The sequence below is a fragment of the Epibacterium sp. MM17-32 genome (assembly GCF_022348205.1).
Classification (GTDB): domain Bacteria; phylum Pseudomonadota; class Alphaproteobacteria; order Rhodobacterales; family Rhodobacteraceae; genus Epibacterium.
In genome coordinates this window covers 26895-43096 of sequence record NZ_JAKRFC010000015.1, presented here as the reverse complement: position 1 = coordinate 43096, position 16202 = coordinate 26895, and the positions used below count along the sequence as shown (strand labels likewise).

14 protein-coding genes are annotated in these 16202 nt (G+C 62.9%); 10 read left to right on the top strand and 4 right to left on the bottom strand.

All coding sequences use genetic code 11. The features are described 5' to 3' along the window. Nucleotide 1: 1 nt before the first annotated feature. The 3 genes from MHM88_RS19090 to MHM88_RS19080 all read right to left on the bottom strand — a co-directional run bounded on the left by MHM88_RS19090 (nt 2) and on the right by MHM88_RS19080 (nt 3833). On the bottom strand, nt 2-706 hold the full coding sequence (locus MHM88_RS19090; protein ID WP_239368228.1) for a biotin/lipoate--protein ligase family protein: 705 nt from the start codon (nt 704-706) through the stop codon (nt 2-4). Continuing rightward, a complete protein-coding gene (gene apbC, locus MHM88_RS19085; protein ID WP_239368226.1) occupies nt 703-1767 on the bottom strand; it encodes an iron-sulfur cluster carrier protein ApbC in 1065 nt (354 codons plus the stop codon). The genes MHM88_RS19090 and apbC overlap by 4 nt, the downstream gene beginning before the upstream one ends. A gap of 107 nt (nt 1768-1874) precedes the next feature. After that, on the bottom strand, nt 1875-3833 hold the full coding sequence (locus MHM88_RS19080) for a 4Fe-4S binding protein (RefSeq protein ID WP_239368336.1): 1959 nt from the start codon (nt 3831-3833) through the stop codon (nt 1875-1877). Between the two features lie 367 nt (nt 3834-4200). On the opposite strand from MHM88_RS19080, the gene MHM88_RS19075 reads away from it, so the two are divergent. The 10 genes from MHM88_RS19075 to MHM88_RS19035 all read left to right on the top strand — a co-directional run bounded on the left by MHM88_RS19075 (nt 4201) and on the right by MHM88_RS19035 (nt 14019). After that, the gene (locus MHM88_RS19075) at nt 4201-4734 is read left to right on the top strand and encodes a DUF3305 domain-containing protein (RefSeq protein ID WP_239368334.1); all 534 of its coding nucleotides are present in this window, start codon (nt 4201-4203) and stop codon (nt 4732-4734) included. Beyond that, nucleotides 4731-5381 carry a DUF3306 domain-containing protein gene (locus MHM88_RS19070; RefSeq protein ID WP_239368224.1) on the top strand — a complete coding sequence of 217 codons (651 nt, stop codon included), beginning with the start codon at nt 4731-4733 and terminating at the stop codon, nt 5379-5381. Before MHM88_RS19075 ends, MHM88_RS19070 begins: the two co-directional genes overlap by 4 nt. Before the next feature lie 14 nt (nt 5382-5395). Beyond that, complete coding sequence (locus MHM88_RS19065) at nt 5396-6004, top strand: molecular chaperone (protein ID WP_239322732.1); 609 nt, start codon at nt 5396-5398, stop codon at nt 6002-6004. Nucleotides 6005-6109: 105 nt separating this feature from the next. Next, entirely contained in the window at nt 6110-6298 is a 189-nt protein-coding gene (locus tag MHM88_RS19060) for a twin-arginine translocation signal domain-containing protein (RefSeq protein WP_005674136.1), read from the top strand. A gap of 113 nt (nt 6299-6411) precedes the next feature. After that, on the top strand, nt 6412-9306 hold the full coding sequence (locus MHM88_RS19055; RefSeq protein WP_239368222.1) for a formate dehydrogenase subunit alpha: 2895 nt from the start codon (nt 6412-6414) through the stop codon (nt 9304-9306). A gap of 12 nt (nt 9307-9318) precedes the next feature. After that, nucleotides 9319-9912, top strand: a complete 594-nt coding sequence (gene fdh3B / locus MHM88_RS19050) for a formate dehydrogenase FDH3 subunit beta (protein WP_005640291.1) — start codon at nt 9319-9321, stop codon at nt 9910-9912. A gap of 113 nt (nt 9913-10025) precedes the next feature. Next, nucleotides 10026-11240: a formate dehydrogenase subunit gamma gene (locus MHM88_RS19045; RefSeq protein WP_239368220.1), complete on the top strand. Its 1215-nt coding sequence runs from the start codon at nt 10026-10028 to the stop codon at nt 11238-11240. A gap of 4 nt (nt 11241-11244) precedes the next feature. Then, a complete protein-coding gene (locus MHM88_RS19040; protein WP_239368218.1) occupies nt 11245-12531 on the top strand; it encodes a c-type cytochrome in 1287 nt (428 codons plus the stop codon). A 1-nt stretch (nt 12532) separates the two neighbouring features. Beyond that, nucleotides 12533-12658, top strand: a complete 126-nt coding sequence (locus tag MHM88_RS23150; RefSeq protein WP_009176220.1) for a hypothetical protein — start codon at nt 12533-12535, stop codon at nt 12656-12658. A gap of 8 nt (nt 12659-12666) precedes the next feature. Continuing rightward, entirely contained in the window at nt 12667-14019 is a 1353-nt protein-coding gene (locus MHM88_RS19035) for a sigma-54 dependent transcriptional regulator (protein WP_239322736.1), read from the top strand. A gap of 41 nt (nt 14020-14060) precedes the next feature. Here MHM88_RS19035 and MHM88_RS19030 read toward each other — a convergent pair whose 3' ends face one another. Then, the gene (locus MHM88_RS19030; protein ID WP_239368332.1) at nt 14061-16001 is read right to left on the bottom strand and encodes a cache domain-containing protein; all 1941 of its coding nucleotides are present in this window, start codon (nt 15999-16001) and stop codon (nt 14061-14063) included. Nucleotides 16002-16202: the final 201 nt, after the last annotated feature.

Below are 16202 nucleotides of genomic sequence, written 5' to 3'. Positions count from 1 at the left end.
GTCAGTCCCGCACCAGAACAGTGGTGAGCGGGATCAGATGGGTTGTTGTGTCGTCGCGCAGGAGCATGCCGAAATCCTCATCGACGCCAAGGAAGGTACCACTCTGCCCGGCTTGCTGGCGATCTTCGCCGATGCCATGCGCAAGCCCGCGCCATTCTGCATGAAGCGCTTTGAGTTCGCCTTCGTCCCATCGGTTGATCCAATGCAGGCAGTGGCGGGTCCAGCTTTCCAGCAGGCGCGGCGCAGCCACATCGGCGCAGCCTTCGGCATAGAGCGCGGTTTGATCCGGTGTGTCGCCCCCGTCGCCCGCAGGCCAGAGCGGCAGGTCCAAGCCCACTACCAGCCAGTCCGGCTGGGCGTCGGGTGCATCGGTGCTGGCCGCGATGCGACGGCTTCCACATCGCGCGCCATTGATCAACAGACCACCGTCCCAGTCCAGATGCACGGCAACTTCGGGCGGGGCGAGCGCGCCAAGGGCGTTCTGAAAGCCCAGGCCGCACACGGGCAGCATCGCCATGGCCTTGGCCAGCGGCACTTCGGGTGCGAGCACCAGTGCGGCACGCAAGACGTCAGTGCCGAGGTCATAGACCACAAGCCCGGCATCGACGCCCAGCTCGGCCTTCTGGCAGGCGAGATCAAACGGGTCCTGTCCCGGACCTGCGGCCTCGCCCGTCATCAGAGGGGGGAAGGTGACAGTCTCGCTCATGCGGCGCCGCGCTCCACGAGGGCTGCGGCGATGTCCTGAAAGGCCCGAGCCTGTGCGCTGTCGGGTTTGGAGACCACGATGGGCGCGCCGCCATCCGCCGCCAAACGCACATCCAGATGCAAGGGCACCTCTGCCAAAAGCGGTACGTTCAGTTTCTCAGCCTCTGCCGCAACGCCGCCATGGCCAAAGATATGCTCCTCATGGCCACAGTTGGAACAGATGTGGGTCGACATGTTCTCGATGAGGCCGAGGATCGGCACGTTCAGCTTGTGGAACATATCAATGCCTTTGCGGGCATCAATCAGGGCCACATCCTGCGGGGTGGAAACCACAATCGCCCCGTCCACCTGCGCCTTTTGCGCCAGCGTCATCTGCACGTCGCCGGTGCCCGGCGGCAGGTCCACGATCAACACATCGAGCGCGCCCCATTGCACCTGCATCATCATCTGTTGCAGCGCGCCCATCAGCATCGGGCCGCGCCAGACCACGGCCTGATCGTCATTGGTCATCAGACCGATCGACATCATGGTGACGCCGTGATTCCGCAGCGGCAGGATGGTCTTGCCGTCGGGGCTGGCCGGTCGGCCAGAGACACCCAGCATGCGCGGCTGCGAGGGGCCGTAGACATCCGCATCCAAGAGACCCACGCGTTTGCCAGCCTGCGCGAGGGCGCAGGCAAGGTTGGCCGAAACGGTGGATTTCCCCACGCCGCCCTTGCCCGAGGCGACTGCGATGATCTTTGCGACGCCGGGGATCTTTTGCGGGCCTTGCGGCTCTGCGGGTTTGTTGGGTTTGAGATCCGGCGGAGCTTTGGTGCTATGCGCCGTCATCAGGGCCGAGACTTTCTCAACACCCGCGAGGTCGCTCACCAGTGCCTCGGCCTGATCGCGCACCGGCGCGTAGGCCTCGGATTTGGCCGGATCAATTTCCAGCACAAACCGCACATTGCTGCCTTCAATGGTGAGGGCGCGGATGATGCCTGCGGCGACGATATCGTTGCCGCTCACGGGGTCTTTCAGGGTCTTCAGGGCGTCGAGGACGGCGTCGCGGGTGATGGACACGCGGGTCTACTCCTTGGTTGGTCTGGTGGTTGGCCTGGTCAGGTCACGCGGCTGCATGGTGCCTGCTACGCGCGCGGGTTGGAAGGGCTCAGTGGCGCAAGTTTGCGTCAATGGTCGCGCCGCGTGCTGAGATAATCCTCAGTGGTGCGCACCCGGGGACTTTCCTTGCCCGCGAAGGGAGAATCCTTTTGGTGGAATTGCGCATTCACGCGGCAATCATCGCACATCTGGATCATCTTGGCGGCATCCGGGTTGGCAAACATCGCATGATTGCCCGCAAGCTTTTCCATGATCCGCTCCACGGTGGATTTGACCCCGAAGAGGCTGCCACATTCGATGCAGGCAAAGGGCTCTTCTTCATTCAGAACCACCTGATCCAGCGCCGAGGCGGCAAGGTTCAGGCGCGGCTCATAGGTGATGGCATCCTCCGGGCAGACATTGGCGCAGAGACCGCATTGCAGGCAGGCATCTTCCTGAAAGCGCAGCTGCGGCAGGTCCGGGTTGTCCCCCAACGCCCCCGACGGGCAGAGCGACACGCAGGACAGGCACAGGGTACAGGCATCCTGATCGACCAGCACTGCGCCATAGGGTGCACCCTCTGGCAGTGGCAATTCTGTGTCAGCGGCGTTCAGGGCCAAGGCGGCCTGTCGGGTGATCTGGCGGCGGGTGCCCATGGGGCGTTGGACTGTCGCGGGGGCTGCGGGCAGATCGCGGGTCTCGTAGAGTGCATCACACAGCGCCTCGGGTTCTGCCGCATGCAGCAGGCGCGCGGCATCAGCGGAAATCGCATTGGCCAGATCAACCTCGCGCGTTTGAACCTCAAGATCGGCGCGCGGCCCGGGCAGCAGGCAAACCTCGCGGAACCCAGCGGCACGCGCCGCGAGGATTTCTGCATGGCCAAAGGTGTTGAAGGCCTCGACCTCCAGCGGAATGACGCTTGCGGGGAGGCCACGGTCAAACCGCGCGGCGAGGCGGATCATCTCGGCACCATGGGCGTCCACCACCAGCAGCCGGGGCGTGTCGCCGCCCGCCGCCAGATAGGCCTTGGCGAGGGTTTGAACACGCAAAAACAGGCTCTCAGCCGGGGGCGCATCATAGGTGATGGCGCTGGACGGGCAGAGCGAAGCACAGGCGCCGCAGCCTGCGCAAATCATCGGATCAATGGCAACGCTGTCGCCATTGGGCGTGATCGCACCAGTGGGGCAGGCATCCAGACAGCGGGTGCATCCGGTCTGACGCGCGCGGGAATGGGCGCAAAGCAGCGGCTCCGCCTTCACATAGAGCGGTTTTTCAAAAGTGCCGACCAACTGGCTGGCGGCCAGCACCGCGTCCGCCACCGCAACCGGCGATTTCGGATCCGCGCGCAGGTAGCCTTCGCGTTTCTCGGGGGCCGGGAACAGGGGGGCGTCACCGCGCAGGTCGAGGATGACATCGCACGCGGAGCGGCCTGCGTCGCGGGGCGCGCTCCACGTCCAGTCACGCCCGGTGACATCGAGCGATTGCAGCGCGTCCACCGTCACCTCGAAACTGCCAAGCGCCCCGCGCGCGCTGCGCAGCTGCCCTCGGATTGCGTCGAACCCGCGGCTGAGCGGCGGCGCGGCGTCATCGGTCAGCAGGACCGTAACACCAAGGATATCCTGTAGCTTCTCGGCGGCAGGCAGCGCCACATCCGCAGAGCCGACGATCAGGCACAGACCTTCGCTGATCACATCGACGCTCTTGGCGGGGCGGATATCCAGCTGCGCCTCGGCCACCAAGGCGGACATTTTGGGTAGTACATCGCCTGCGGTCTGCGCCTCTTGGGACCATCCGGCCCGGTCCCGCAGGTCGAGGAACCGGGGGGCTTCCCGACCCAATTCCTCAGCCAGGGCGGTGAAAAAGCGGCTTTCCTGCCCGCAACAAAAAATTGCGTCCGGGTCCTGCAGCGCGGTGGCAGCGGCCTCAGATTGGGTTGTGCAGAGGCTGGAATGCACCTTTGAACACGGCAGTCCCGAGGCCGCGCTAAGCGCCTCTGAATCGAGCGGCTGTGATCCGGAACAATCACACAATATCAACTGCTTGGGCATGTTTTCCTCGCTGGCGGTCAGGCTGGCATTCAGGGCTCTGCGCTGGGTCTTGAGGTATACCCTAGGCATGTTTTTGCCAGAACGTAAACCGCCGCGAAGACGCGGTTTCTGGCTGCGCCGACCGGGTTCCGCAGGGTGATTCGCCGAGCGATCAGAAAAACTGAATGCCTGATAAAAAAACTAGAAATAGACAATTCGTCCGCTTCGGCGGATTGCCCTGCAATGGCGCCGCCAAATTGTCCAGTGATGGCCAAAATCCGGGCAGGTGGTGAACTGCTCGCTTTTGTCCACGGTGTGGTTTGCGGCAAGCTTACGCAACAAGAGTCAGGGATGGGTCGTGGACCAGAACTACGCAAAGATGGACGTGATGCCGCTTGGGGTCGTGATCCGGCGCACGCCGGGGGTGACGCCTTGGGCGCGTTGGGCGTGGCGTGTGGTGGCGGTGCTGCCCGGAGCCGCTGACGCCGACTGGAGCCTGATGCGCGAGGAAGGCGAGGCCTGCGAGTTTCACGCAGCCACGCTGCCGCTCGAATTGCACCGCGCCGATGCCGAGGCCTACATGCAGGGTCTCACGGCCACTCCGCCGAGTATCTACGTGGTGATGCGACCGGGGCCGGATGCCCGCCCGTCGGTGACGCTGGTCACGGCCTCGCCGTTTGAGGCGCAGGATTATGCCGACACCGGCGAGGATCAGGTCGAGAAGGTCGAGATGCCTGCGGGTCTGGTGGCATGGGTGCGCGATTTCACCCTCGCGCATTTCAAGGAAGAAGAGTTCAAGAAGCGCCGTCGCGACCGCCAGCGCGTGGATCTGGAAGAGGACGGCGTGGGCGATGCGCGCATTCCGCAACTGACGGATGTGTATCGCGCCCCGGCCAAGGCCCGTAAGGAGCGCCTGCAATGAGTGCGCAGGATTTCTGGTCCCGCCGTCGCGCTGCGGTCGAGGCGGAAGAGGCGCAGGAGGCCCGCGCGCTGAAGGAGGCCGAAGCGCAGGCGCGGGACGCTGAACTGGCAGAGCGCAGCGATGCAGAGCTTCTCGCCGAGTTGGATCTGCCGGACCCGGATACGTTGGGGCCGGGGGATGATTTCAAGGCGTTTCTCACCGAAGCCGTTCCCGCACGTCTCAAGACACGCGCGTTGCGTCGGCTCTGGGTCACCAACCCGGTTCTGGCAAATGTCGACGGGCTGATCGACTATGGCGAGGATTTCACAGATGCGGCGATGGCGGTGGAAAACATCCAGACCGCCTATCAGGTCGGCAAAGGCATGACCGCCCATGTGGAGGAGCTGGCCCGCCAGGCAGAGCGTGAAGCGGCAGCACAAGACGCCGAGGACGTCGCACCGGACGTTGCAGCCTCTGATGCGCCAGAGGACACCATTTCGCCGAAGGACGCAGCGGATGCAGATCCTGCGCCAGTCGCCTCTGCCGAGGTCGCAGCGGTGCAAACCGATGAGTTGGCGCAGAGCGATGCGCAGATCGAGGATACCCCGCCACAGGTGACATCGCGCCGGATGCGCTTTGTCTTTGAGGATGCGGAGGCAACACCATGACACAGGAGAGCCCGATGACAGACGCAGCCGTGACCACAGAGCGGGTCAGCGAAGAGGATCGGCTGCGCGCGGATCTCTATAACTACCTTGGCCTGATGCTGGCCGCGCCGCCGAGCGAGATGCTGCTGGAACAGACGGCTGGGCTCTCAGGGGATGAGACGCCGCTGGGGCAGGCGATCACCCAACTGGCACGGGTGGCCAAACGCACCAAACCCGCCGGAGCCGAACGCGAGTTCAACGCGCTGTTCATCGGTCTGGGTCGGGGGGAGTTGCTGCCCTATGCGAGCTATTACCTCACGGGTTTCCTGAATGAGAAACCGCTGGCAGCCCTGCGCAAGGACATGAGTGCCCGGGGGCTGAGCCGCGCGCCCAATGTGTTTGAGCCCGAAGACAACATTGCCTCCCTGATGGAGATGATGGGGGCGATGATCGTGGGCCGATTTGGTGCCGCCACACCGCTTGCGGAGCAGAAAACCTTTTTCAACAAACACATCGGTCCGTGGGCCGCGCATTTCTTTGCCGACCTCGAGGGCGCAAAGAACTCCGTGCTGTATGCCTCGGTCGGCGCGGTGGGGCGGGCCTTTATGGAGATTGAGGCCGAAGGATTTCGGATGGGGGGCTGAGCACTCTGATCCACGACGATGCGCCCGCAGGAGGCAGGCGCAGGGCGGGGCGGCCCGGACGCCCGAACGACTGGACCTGAAGACCGAAAGAGGAGGAGGATCCACATGTCACGGAAAGAGGATGGCGCAAGCCGCCGCGACTTTCTGAAACTGGCTGCAACCACCACGCCCGCAGCGGCGGTGGCCCTTGCAACCACCGGAGGCGAGGCCGAGGCCGCAACCCCGGATCTGTCATCGAACAAGATGCAGGATACCGCGCATACCCGCGCCTATTACGACAGCACCCGGTTCTGACCGGATGCCTTTCATGCCTGAGCCGACTGGTTGCGTGACGCCCGACTGAGCAAAGGTTTCTCAATAAACCCAGCGCGTTCCTGACTGCAGGGACAAGCAAGGGAGGTTTTAAAATGCTTAGGAAAAAGACCAACGGGGTTGCGCGACGCCCCCAGCGGACCAGTATCCTGTCCAAGGTCGGCGACACAGCCGTCGACCGCCGCGCGTTCCTGCGCGGATCTGGCCTCGCCATCGGCGGGCTTGCGGCGATCAGCGCCACCGGCGGAACGGTGACGCAGGCCAATGCCGCGGCCTCTGCGACGGGTGAGGTTGAAATCATCAAATCCGTCTGCACCCACTGCTCTGTCGGCTGCACGGTCCTGGCAGAAGTGCAGGATGGTGTCTGGACCGGTCAGGAGCCGGGTTGGGACAGTCCCTTCAATCTCGGGTCGCACTGCGCCAAGGGCGCATCGGTGCGCGAGCATGCCCACGGCGAGCGCCGCCTGAAGTACCCGATGAAGAAAGAAGGCGGTGAGTGGAAGCGCATCAGCTGGGAACAGGCCATCGACGAGATCGGCGACCAGATGATGTCGATCCGCGATGAAAGCGGCCCCGACAGCGTTTATTGGCTCGGCTCGGCCAAGCACAACAACGAACAGGCCTATCTGTTCCGCAAGTTCGCCGCCTACTGGGGCACCAACAACGTGGATCACCAGGCGCGGATCTGTCACTCCACCACCGTTGCGGGTGTTGCGAATACATGGGGCTACGGCGCCATGACCAACAGCTACAACGACATCCATAACTCCAAGGCGATCTTCATCATCGGCGGTAACCCGGCCGAGGCGCATCCCGTCTCGCTGTTGCACGTGCTGAAGGCCAAGGAGCAGAACAACGCGCCGCTGATCGTGTGTGACCCGCGTTTTACCCGCACGGCGGCCCATGCGGACGAGTATGTGCGCTTCCGTCCCGGCACCGACGTGGCGCTGGTCTGGGGGATTCTGTGGCACATCTTTGAAAACGGCTGGGAGGACAAGGAGTTCATCCGCACCCGTGTCTGGGGTATGGACCAGATCCGCACCGAAGTGGCCAAATGGACGCCCGAAGAGGTCGAACGCGTCACCGGCACCCCGGGTAGCCAGCTCAAGCGCGTGGCGCGGACCCTGGTGAACAACCGTCCCGGCACCGTGATCTGGTGTATGGGCGGCACGCAGCACACCAACGGCAACAACAACACCCGTGCCTACTGCATCCTGCAGCTTGCACTCGGCAACATGGGCACCTCCGGCGGCGGCACCAACATCTTCCGCGGTCACGACAACGTGCAGGGGGCAACCGACCTTGGCGTTCTGAGCCACACGCTGCCGGGCTATTATGGTCTGTCGGCTGGCGCATGGGGCCACTGGGGCCGCGTCTGGGGCGAAGACATGGACTGGCTCAAGGGGCAGTTCGAAACCGTCAAATCCTCCGACGGCAAGGACAAGAACCTGATGAACCTGACGGGCATTCCGGTGTCCCGCTGGATCGACGGGATCCTTGAGGACAAGGAGAACATGGATCAGCCCAACAATGTGCGGGCCATGGTTCTCTGGGGCCACGCGCCGAACTCTCAGACCCGGATGACGGAGATGAAGACGGCGATGGAGAAACTCGACATGCTTGTCGTGGTGGACCCCTATCCGACCGTCTCTGCCGTGCTGCATGACCGCACCGATGGCGTCTACCTGCTGCCCGCCTGTACTCAGTTTGAGACACGTGGCTCGGTCACGGCGTCGAACCGGTCGCTGCAGTGGCGCGACAAGGTGGTGGACCCGCTGTTCGAAAGCCTGCCCGATCACGTGATCCTGGCCAAATTCGCCAATAAGTTTGGCTGGGCAGATCGTCTCTTCCGCAATATCGAGATGGAAGACGCCGAGACCCCCAACATCGAGAGCATCACCCGCGAGTTCAATGCGGGCATGTGGACGGTGGGCTACACGGGGCAAAGCCCGGAGCGTATCAAACTCCATATGGCGAACCAGCACACGTTTGACCGCACCACGCTTCAGGCCGTTGGTGGCCCGGCGGATGGCGATTATTACGGGATGCCGTGGCCCTGCTGGGGCACACCCGAGATGAACCACCCGGGCACGCCGAACCTTTATGATATGTCCAAACCGGTGGCCGAAGGTGGCCTGTGTTTCCGCGCCCGTTTCGGGGTGGAACGCGATGGTGACAATCTGCTGGCCGAAGGCGTGTCAAACCCCGGTGCGGAAATTCAGGACGGCTATCCTGAGTTCACCATGCAGATGCTCATGGATCTGGGCTGGGACGGCGACCTGACGGACGAGGAACGCGCGGCGATCGATGCGGTTGCTGGTCCGTCGACCAACTGGAAAACCGACCTCTCCGGCGGGATCCAGCGGGTTGCGATCAAGCATGGCTGCGCCCCCTTCGGCAACGCCAAGGCCCGTGCCGTGGTGTGGACCTTCCCAGATCCGGTGCCGCTGCACCGCGAGCCGCTCTACACCAACCGGCGGGATCTGGTGGCGGATTATCCGACCTATGAGGATCGGAAATTCTACCGTCTGCCCACCATGTATGCCTCGATCCAAAAGAACGACGTCTCCAAGGAGTATCCGATCATCCTCACCTCCGGCCGTCTGGTCGAATATGAGGGCGGCGGTGATGAGACCCGTTCGAACCCATGGCTTGCGGAATTGCAGCAGGACATGTTCGTCGAGATCCACCCGCGCGATGCCAATGACATCGGTGTGCGGGATGGGGCTCAGGTCTGGGTCGAAGGCCCGGAAGGCGGCAAGGTCAAGGTGATGGCCATGGTGACAGAACGGGTGGGTGAGGGCGTTGCCTTCATGCCGTTCCACTTTGGCGGGCACTTCCAGGGTAAGGACCTTCGGGACAAATATCCCGACGGTGCGGACCCCTATGTGCTGGGCGAAAGCACCAACACCGCGCAGACATATGGCTATGACTCGGTCACTCAGATGCAAGAGACCAAAGCCACCCTCTGCAAAATCATGCCAGCGTAAGGAGACGGACATATGGCACGAGCTAAATTCCTGTGCGACGCCGAACGCTGCATCGAGTGCAACGCCTGCGTCACCGCTTGTAAGAACGAGCACGAAGTCCCCTGGGGTATCAACCGTCGCCGTGTTGTGACCATCAATGATGGCAAGCCCGGCGAACGGTCGATCTCGGTCGCCTGCATGCATTGTTCCGATGCACCCTGTATGGCGGTCTGCCCGGTGGACTGTTTCTACCAGACCGAGGACGGGGTGGTTCTGCACTCCAAGGACCTCTGCATCGGCTGTGGCTACTGCTTCTACGCCTGTCCCTTTGGGGCACCGCAGTATCCGCAGGCGGGCAACTTCGGCTCTCGCGGCAAGATGGACAAATGTACCTTCTGCGCCGGTGGTCCTGAGGAAAACAACTCTCAGGCCGAGTTCCAGAAGTACGGGCGCAACCGGATCGCAGAAGGCAAATTGCCGATCTGCGCCGAGATGTGCTCCACCAAAGCGCTGTTGGCCGGCGATGGCGACACAGTCTCCGCTGTCTACCGCGAGCGTGTGGTGGCCCGTGGCTTTGGCTCCGGCGCCTGGGGCTGGGGAACCGCTTACGATCAAAAGGGCGGCTGACGCCCACTTTTGATCCCAATACGCCTACTATGAGGCGGCCCGCCATTGTGGCGGGCCCCTCCTTCTATGCGCACGTTTCCTTTCTCAAATCCGGCTCAACGGGAGGTCCATCCATGCCGCGCCTGATTTTCGTATTCGTCCTTAAACTGGCCCTGCTCTGCGGCCTGTCTGCCCATGCGCAGGACGCACCCCCCGTGGCACCTGATCGTTCCGCCACCGGTGGGGCGCAGACACTGGAGGACATTCTCGCGCGGCAACGTGGCGAGGCGCTGGACGACAGTTTCCGCAGCGACGCGACGGGCGACCCTGACAGCGCCGCCGGGATTGCACAGCAGCTGGGCACCCTGGGTGGCCAGTCCGATCCCGAACTCTGGCGGGCGTTGCGCTACAATTCCGCCGATATTCGCGTCTCTGCCGGGGGCGATGTGGCCACGGTTCTGGTGCAGGACGGCGGTATGAACTGGCTGTCCGTCCGGGCGGGCCCGTTGCGGCAATATGGTGGCTGGCTCCTGCTGGGCACGATTGCCGCGCTGGCGGTGTTCTTCCTGCTGCGGGGCCGTATCCGTGTCGACGGGGAAAAGACCGGGCGCACGGTGACCCGTTTTGCCTTTGTCGAGCGGATGACCCACTGGACCCTCGCCGGATCTTTCATCCTGCTTGGTCTGACGGGGCTTCTGACGCTCTTTGGTCGGGTGGCGATCCAGCCGTATCTGGGCAAGGACGTGAATTCGGTGCTGCTCATCGGCTCCAAATGGATTCACAATTCCGTCTCCTGGGCCTTCATGTTGGCGCTGATTCTGGTGTTTGTCATGTGGGTTGCGCATAACATCCCGAACAAGCTGGATCTGGTCTGGATCAAGCAGTTCGGTGGCATCATCGGCAAGAAACACCCCCCCGCAAAGAAGTTCAACGCCGGTCAAAAGGTGATTTTCTGGTCGGTCATCCTGTTCGGGGCCTCGATCTCCGTCTCCGGCCTGTCGCTGCTGTTCCCGTTTGAACTGCCGCTCTTTGCCAAGACCTTTGCCATTCTCAATGACACCGGCATCCCGCAGTGGCTTGGCTACGGCGTCTTGCCCACAGAGCTTGCCCCGCAAGAGGAGATGCAGCTTGCCCAGCTCTGGCACGCGATCGTCGCCTTTGTGCTGATGGCGATCATCATCGCCCATATCTATATCGGCACGCTTGGCATGGAAGGCGCGTATGATGCCATGGGTTCTGGCGAGGTGGATGAGGCCTGGGCGCATCAGCACCACTCGATCTGGCTTGAGGAAGTGCAGAAGAAAGAGCGCGCCAAGGCTGAAAACACAGGCGCCACCCCGGCGGAGTGACGTGATGCGGCGACTGGCGCTCAGCCTTGCGCTCTGTGCTGCGCCCGTCTGGGGCGCGGGTGCAGAGGACTTTGTGACCCTCAAAGGGCACGGCGGGCCAATCATGGCGCTTGCCGTGGATGATGCGGATCGCGTGGCCAGCGCCAGTTTCGACAATACTGCTGCCATTTGGCAGGAGGGCAGACCTACGTGGTTGGAGGCCCATGACGCGGCCACCACTGCGGTGACCTTTGGCCCGCGTGGGGCGCTGTTCAGCGGTGGCGATGATTTTGTGATCTATCGCTGGCAGCAGGGACAGCCGCAGCACATCGGGCGTCATGCGGGCAAGATCCGTGCGCTGGATGTCTCGTTGGATGGGGCGTCTCTGGCCTCAGCCAGTTGGGACGGCACCATCGGTCTTTGGTCACTGAACGGCGGTGGCGGGCAGCAGATCACCGTGGGCGCAGGTGTCAACGATGTGCGCTTTGATGCCAAAGGGCGCCTGTTTGCCGCGACCATGGCCGGGCAGGTGCAGGTCTATGACACGCCCGACGCAACACCCCGGCTCCTGGCCGAACAGGGGTTTGGCATCAACCGTCTGGTGCTGTCGCAAGAGGGCTGGCTCGCCTATGGCGCGGTGGATGGCGGCACCCGGGTGATCGACATGGAAACCGGCGCACAGATTGCCGATTTCACCCTCGACCGCCGCCCGATCCTCGCCTTGGCCTATCATGCGCAAAGCCAGCAGATCGCGGTTGGCGACGGTCATGGCTACATCATGATGATCGACACCCGCAATTGGTCCATTGCCCGCGATTTCAGGGCGATGCGCGAGGGGCCGGTCTGGGCATTGGCGTTCTCGCGCGATGGCAGCCGCATCTGGGCCGGGGGCATTCATGATGTGATCTATGGCTGGCCCATTGCGCTGATGGACAGCCATCAGGCTGCCGGAAACGAGACACGCAGTTTTCTGCAAGCCCCCGAAACCATGAGCAACGGTGAGCGCCAGTTCATGCGCAAATGCTCCATCTGTCATGATTTGAACGATGCGGGACAGCGCCGGGCCGGGCCACATCTGGCAGGTCTGTTCGGGCGTGCGGCGGGCAGCCTGCCGGGCTACCGCTATTCCCGGACATTGCTGCAATCCGACCTGATCTGGACGGACGAGACCATTGATGCCCTGTTCGACCAAGGGCCTGACCACTATATTCCGGGGTCCAAGATGCCGATGCAACGCATCACCGCCCCCACGGATCGCCAGGATCTGATAGACTATCTGAAAACCGCGACAAAACTTCCGGAGGACGACTGAAATGAAAGCCATGCTGACAGGCTTTGCCCTCATTGCCGCAATCGCGGTGGGCGCTGACTTTGCGCTGGAGCGTGCAGGATTTTCCGCGCAGGACCAGAACTCCGGTGCTGCCGTGCGCCTGAACTGACGCGCCAGATGAACGTCTCCGCCACCATCCGCGATGAATACTCAGAATCGCTGTCGTCCGCATCGATCCTCGTGATTGATGACGAACCCGGCATGCGTCACTTCATGACCAAGATCCTGGAACCTCGCTGCAAACGCGTGGAACAGGCAGCCTCCGCGGCAGACGCCTCTGATATTCTCGACAAGGCCCATTTCGACCTGATCGTGCTGGATAACATCATGCCGGGGAAAACCGGGCTGGACTGGGTGGCTGAACAGCGCCGGGTGGGGCTGTTTGCCGACACTATTCTGGTGACCGCCTATGCGGATCTCGATACGGCCATTCAGGCGCTCAGGATCGGGATTGCGGATTTTGTGCTCAAACCCTTTCGCGCCAATCAGATCCTCAACGCGGTGGCGCGCGCCCTCGACCGCAAGTATCTGCGGCGGGAAAATTATCTGCTGAAGCACGAGCTTTCAGCCGAGCAATCCGGCGCGCGTGGCCGCCTTTTGGGCAAATCCGCCGCCATCGAAAAGGTGCGCCAGATGTTGCAACGGTTGGCCCCCTTGCCGACGCCGGTGCTGTTTACCGGCGCGTCCGGCACCGGCAAGGAAATCGCCGCCCGCACGTTGCATTCGCTCTCGGACCGGGCGGAAAAACCCTTTGTCGCCGTGAACTGCGCCAGCCTGTCGCCGGAGCGGCTGGCGGAAGAGCTGTTCGGGGTGATCGAGGAGCACGAGCGTCGGCGCGACGGTCTGTTTCTGCATGCGGATGGCGGCACATTGTTCCTCGACGAGGTCGCGCAGATGCCGGAACAGGTGCAGGCGGCGCTGCTGCGGGTGCTCGAAGATCAGAAAGTGCGCCCCGTGGGGGCAGAGCGCGACATCCCGCTGAACTTGCGCTTTTTCTTTGCCACCAACATGGATTTGCAGCAGGCAGTGGCGGAGGGGCGCTTTCGTGCGGATCTCTACCACCGCATCAATGTCGTCAATATCGAGATGCCACCGCTGAAGGAGCGGGTCGAGGATATTGTCGAACTGGCCGCGCAATTCATGGAGCAGTTCTCGCTCAGCCTGGGCATGCCGGCGCTTGAAATGGACGAAGAGACGCTGTTGAAATTTGCCCGATACGATTGGCCGGGTAATGTGCGGGAACTGCGCAATCTAATCGAACGTTCGGTGATCCTGGGCGCGTTTCCGGAGGCCTTTTCCGGTACCGGCTCGGTGACGGGCGTGGCTGCGGTCGAGAATCTGGATCTGGTGATGCAGCGCCATATCATGCATGTGCTTGACGCCTGCGATGGCAACCGTGCCGAGGCGGCGCGCCGGCTTGGGGTGTCGCGCAAGACCATCGACCGCAAATGTGCCAGCTGGGGCGTCTGATCCGAGGTCGCGCGGGCTGATCCCGGGGATGCATGCGCGCATCAGACTGGCGCTGCTGCGGGCGGGATGCCGGGTGCGGGGGCGTCAGATGCCTGATCCGGGCCGGGCAGCCAGATCAGGAACTCGGCGCCCCGGGCGCGCCGGTTCCGGACGCTGATGTGGCCGCCCGCTCTTTGTATCAGGGTTTGGCTGATTGACAGTCCCAATCCGGTCCCTTCGCCCTGTTTGGTCGTGAAGAACGGATCGAAGATCTGGCCAATCCGGTCGGCGGGAATGCCCGGTCCGGTATCCGCGATGCGCAGGGCGACGCCTGCATGGCCATTCCTGCTCTCGCCCGCGACAGAGAGCGCAAGCGTGCCTTGACCGTCCATCGCCTGACTTGCGTTGATGATGAGATTGATGATGACCTGTTGCAGCTCGCCGGGGTCGATACGCACACAGGGCGCGTCATCAAACTGCGTCAGGACGCGGATTTCCTGTTTGGAGATCACATGGTCCACCAGCACCAGGCAGTCACGGACCACGGCCGCCACATCCACATGTTCCGCAAAGGTGCCGAATTCCGACGGGCGGGCGAATTGCAACAGTTTGCCCACAATGGCCCCGATCCGCATCACCTGATTGTCGATCAGGTCAAGCTCGGTGCGCACAGGATCTGCCCCGTCACCCAGCGTCATCCGCATCACGTCCACATTGCCTTGGATCACCGCGACTGGGTTGTTGATCTCATGCGCGACCCCGGCGGTGATTTCACCGATCGAGGCGAGCTTTTCGCTCATCACCAGCTGGCGAAAGGTCTCTTCGAGTTTTTCATTGGCGATCTTCAGCTCGCGGGTGCGTTCCTCGACACGGGTGTTCAGCTCATCCGCCCAGTTTCGCAACCGCCGGTCCCGTTCCTGCACCTGATCGAGCAGCGTATCGAGGTGATCGGCAACCTGCCCGATTTCGTCGTGGCGCCCGATGGTGCCATTTCGCGCGGTGAGGTCGCCGCGTTCAACCCGCGCCATGGTGCGGGTCATGCGTTCAAGCGGGGCAAAGATCCCCTTTGCCAGCCACAGGAACAATGGCGCGGACAGGGCAATCACCAGCGCAAATGCGCCAACGACAATCCAGTAGGCTTCCCGTTTTGCGGTTTGATAGGGGGCCTCCAGAAACCCGACGTAGAGCATGCCGACACGTGTGCCAAAGCTGTTGGTCAACGGCAGATAGCCCGAAATATACCAGTCATCGACCACAAAGGCGCGATCCAGCCAGGTCTTGCCCTGGCCCAGAACCGCCTCACGCACCGCGGCAGAGACCCGGGTCCCCAGCGCCCGGACATCTTCGAACAGGCGCACATTGGTGGACACCCGGGTGTCGTCCAGAAACAGCGTCGCGGTGCCCTGGCGACTGACATCGGATTGCCCATGCAGATAGACCAGCGCGTTGATGGTATCGATGAAATCGAGGTTCCGGTTCAGCAGCATCCCACCGACCAGCACCCCCCGGTGCCCCTCGACCCGGATGGGCGCGGCGGAATGCACCACCATGCCGCGATCCTCGACGCGGCGGTCGGTCGGCGCGGCGGCTTCGGTTTCGATCAGCTCGATGCGGGCACGGGCTGCCAGTGCGGGGGAAATCGCCTCCAGCTCGGCGGCTGGAAAGATGTCGATCTCGGAGGCCATCCGACCCGCGGCAGCCTCGTGGACCACGGGCCATTTGGCCTTTTCCCGCGTCAGGGTCTCGCCTTGTAGCAGGTAAAGAAAATCAAGTTGCAGCGCCTCGCGCTGGGTGTCGAGAAACCGCGCCGGCGGAGCGCCGTCAGACAGGACCCGGGCCAGCCGTGCGGAACTGGCAAGCTCTTGCAGGGCGCGCGCGGAATTGGCCTGCAGCTGGCCGAGATATTGCTCGGCAATACGCAGATCGCTTTCGACATTGGCGATCAGAACCTTGTCGTAATCGGCATTCCAGCGCGCCATGGCCAGCACCATCAGCAGCGGCATCAAAACGATGAGCGGCAGGAGCGCAAGCAGCAGCAGGCGCAGGCGGACAGATTTGAGCACGTCTGGCGGCCTCCCTCCTGGCGCCGGATAAGGGGCATGTCTGCCGTCCAATGTCGCCGGTTCTCGATCCGGGTGCAAGGTCCCAGTCAGCGGGCAATTGGGATGACCTGCAATTGCAGCACGCCGTCGGGGGCGCAATCA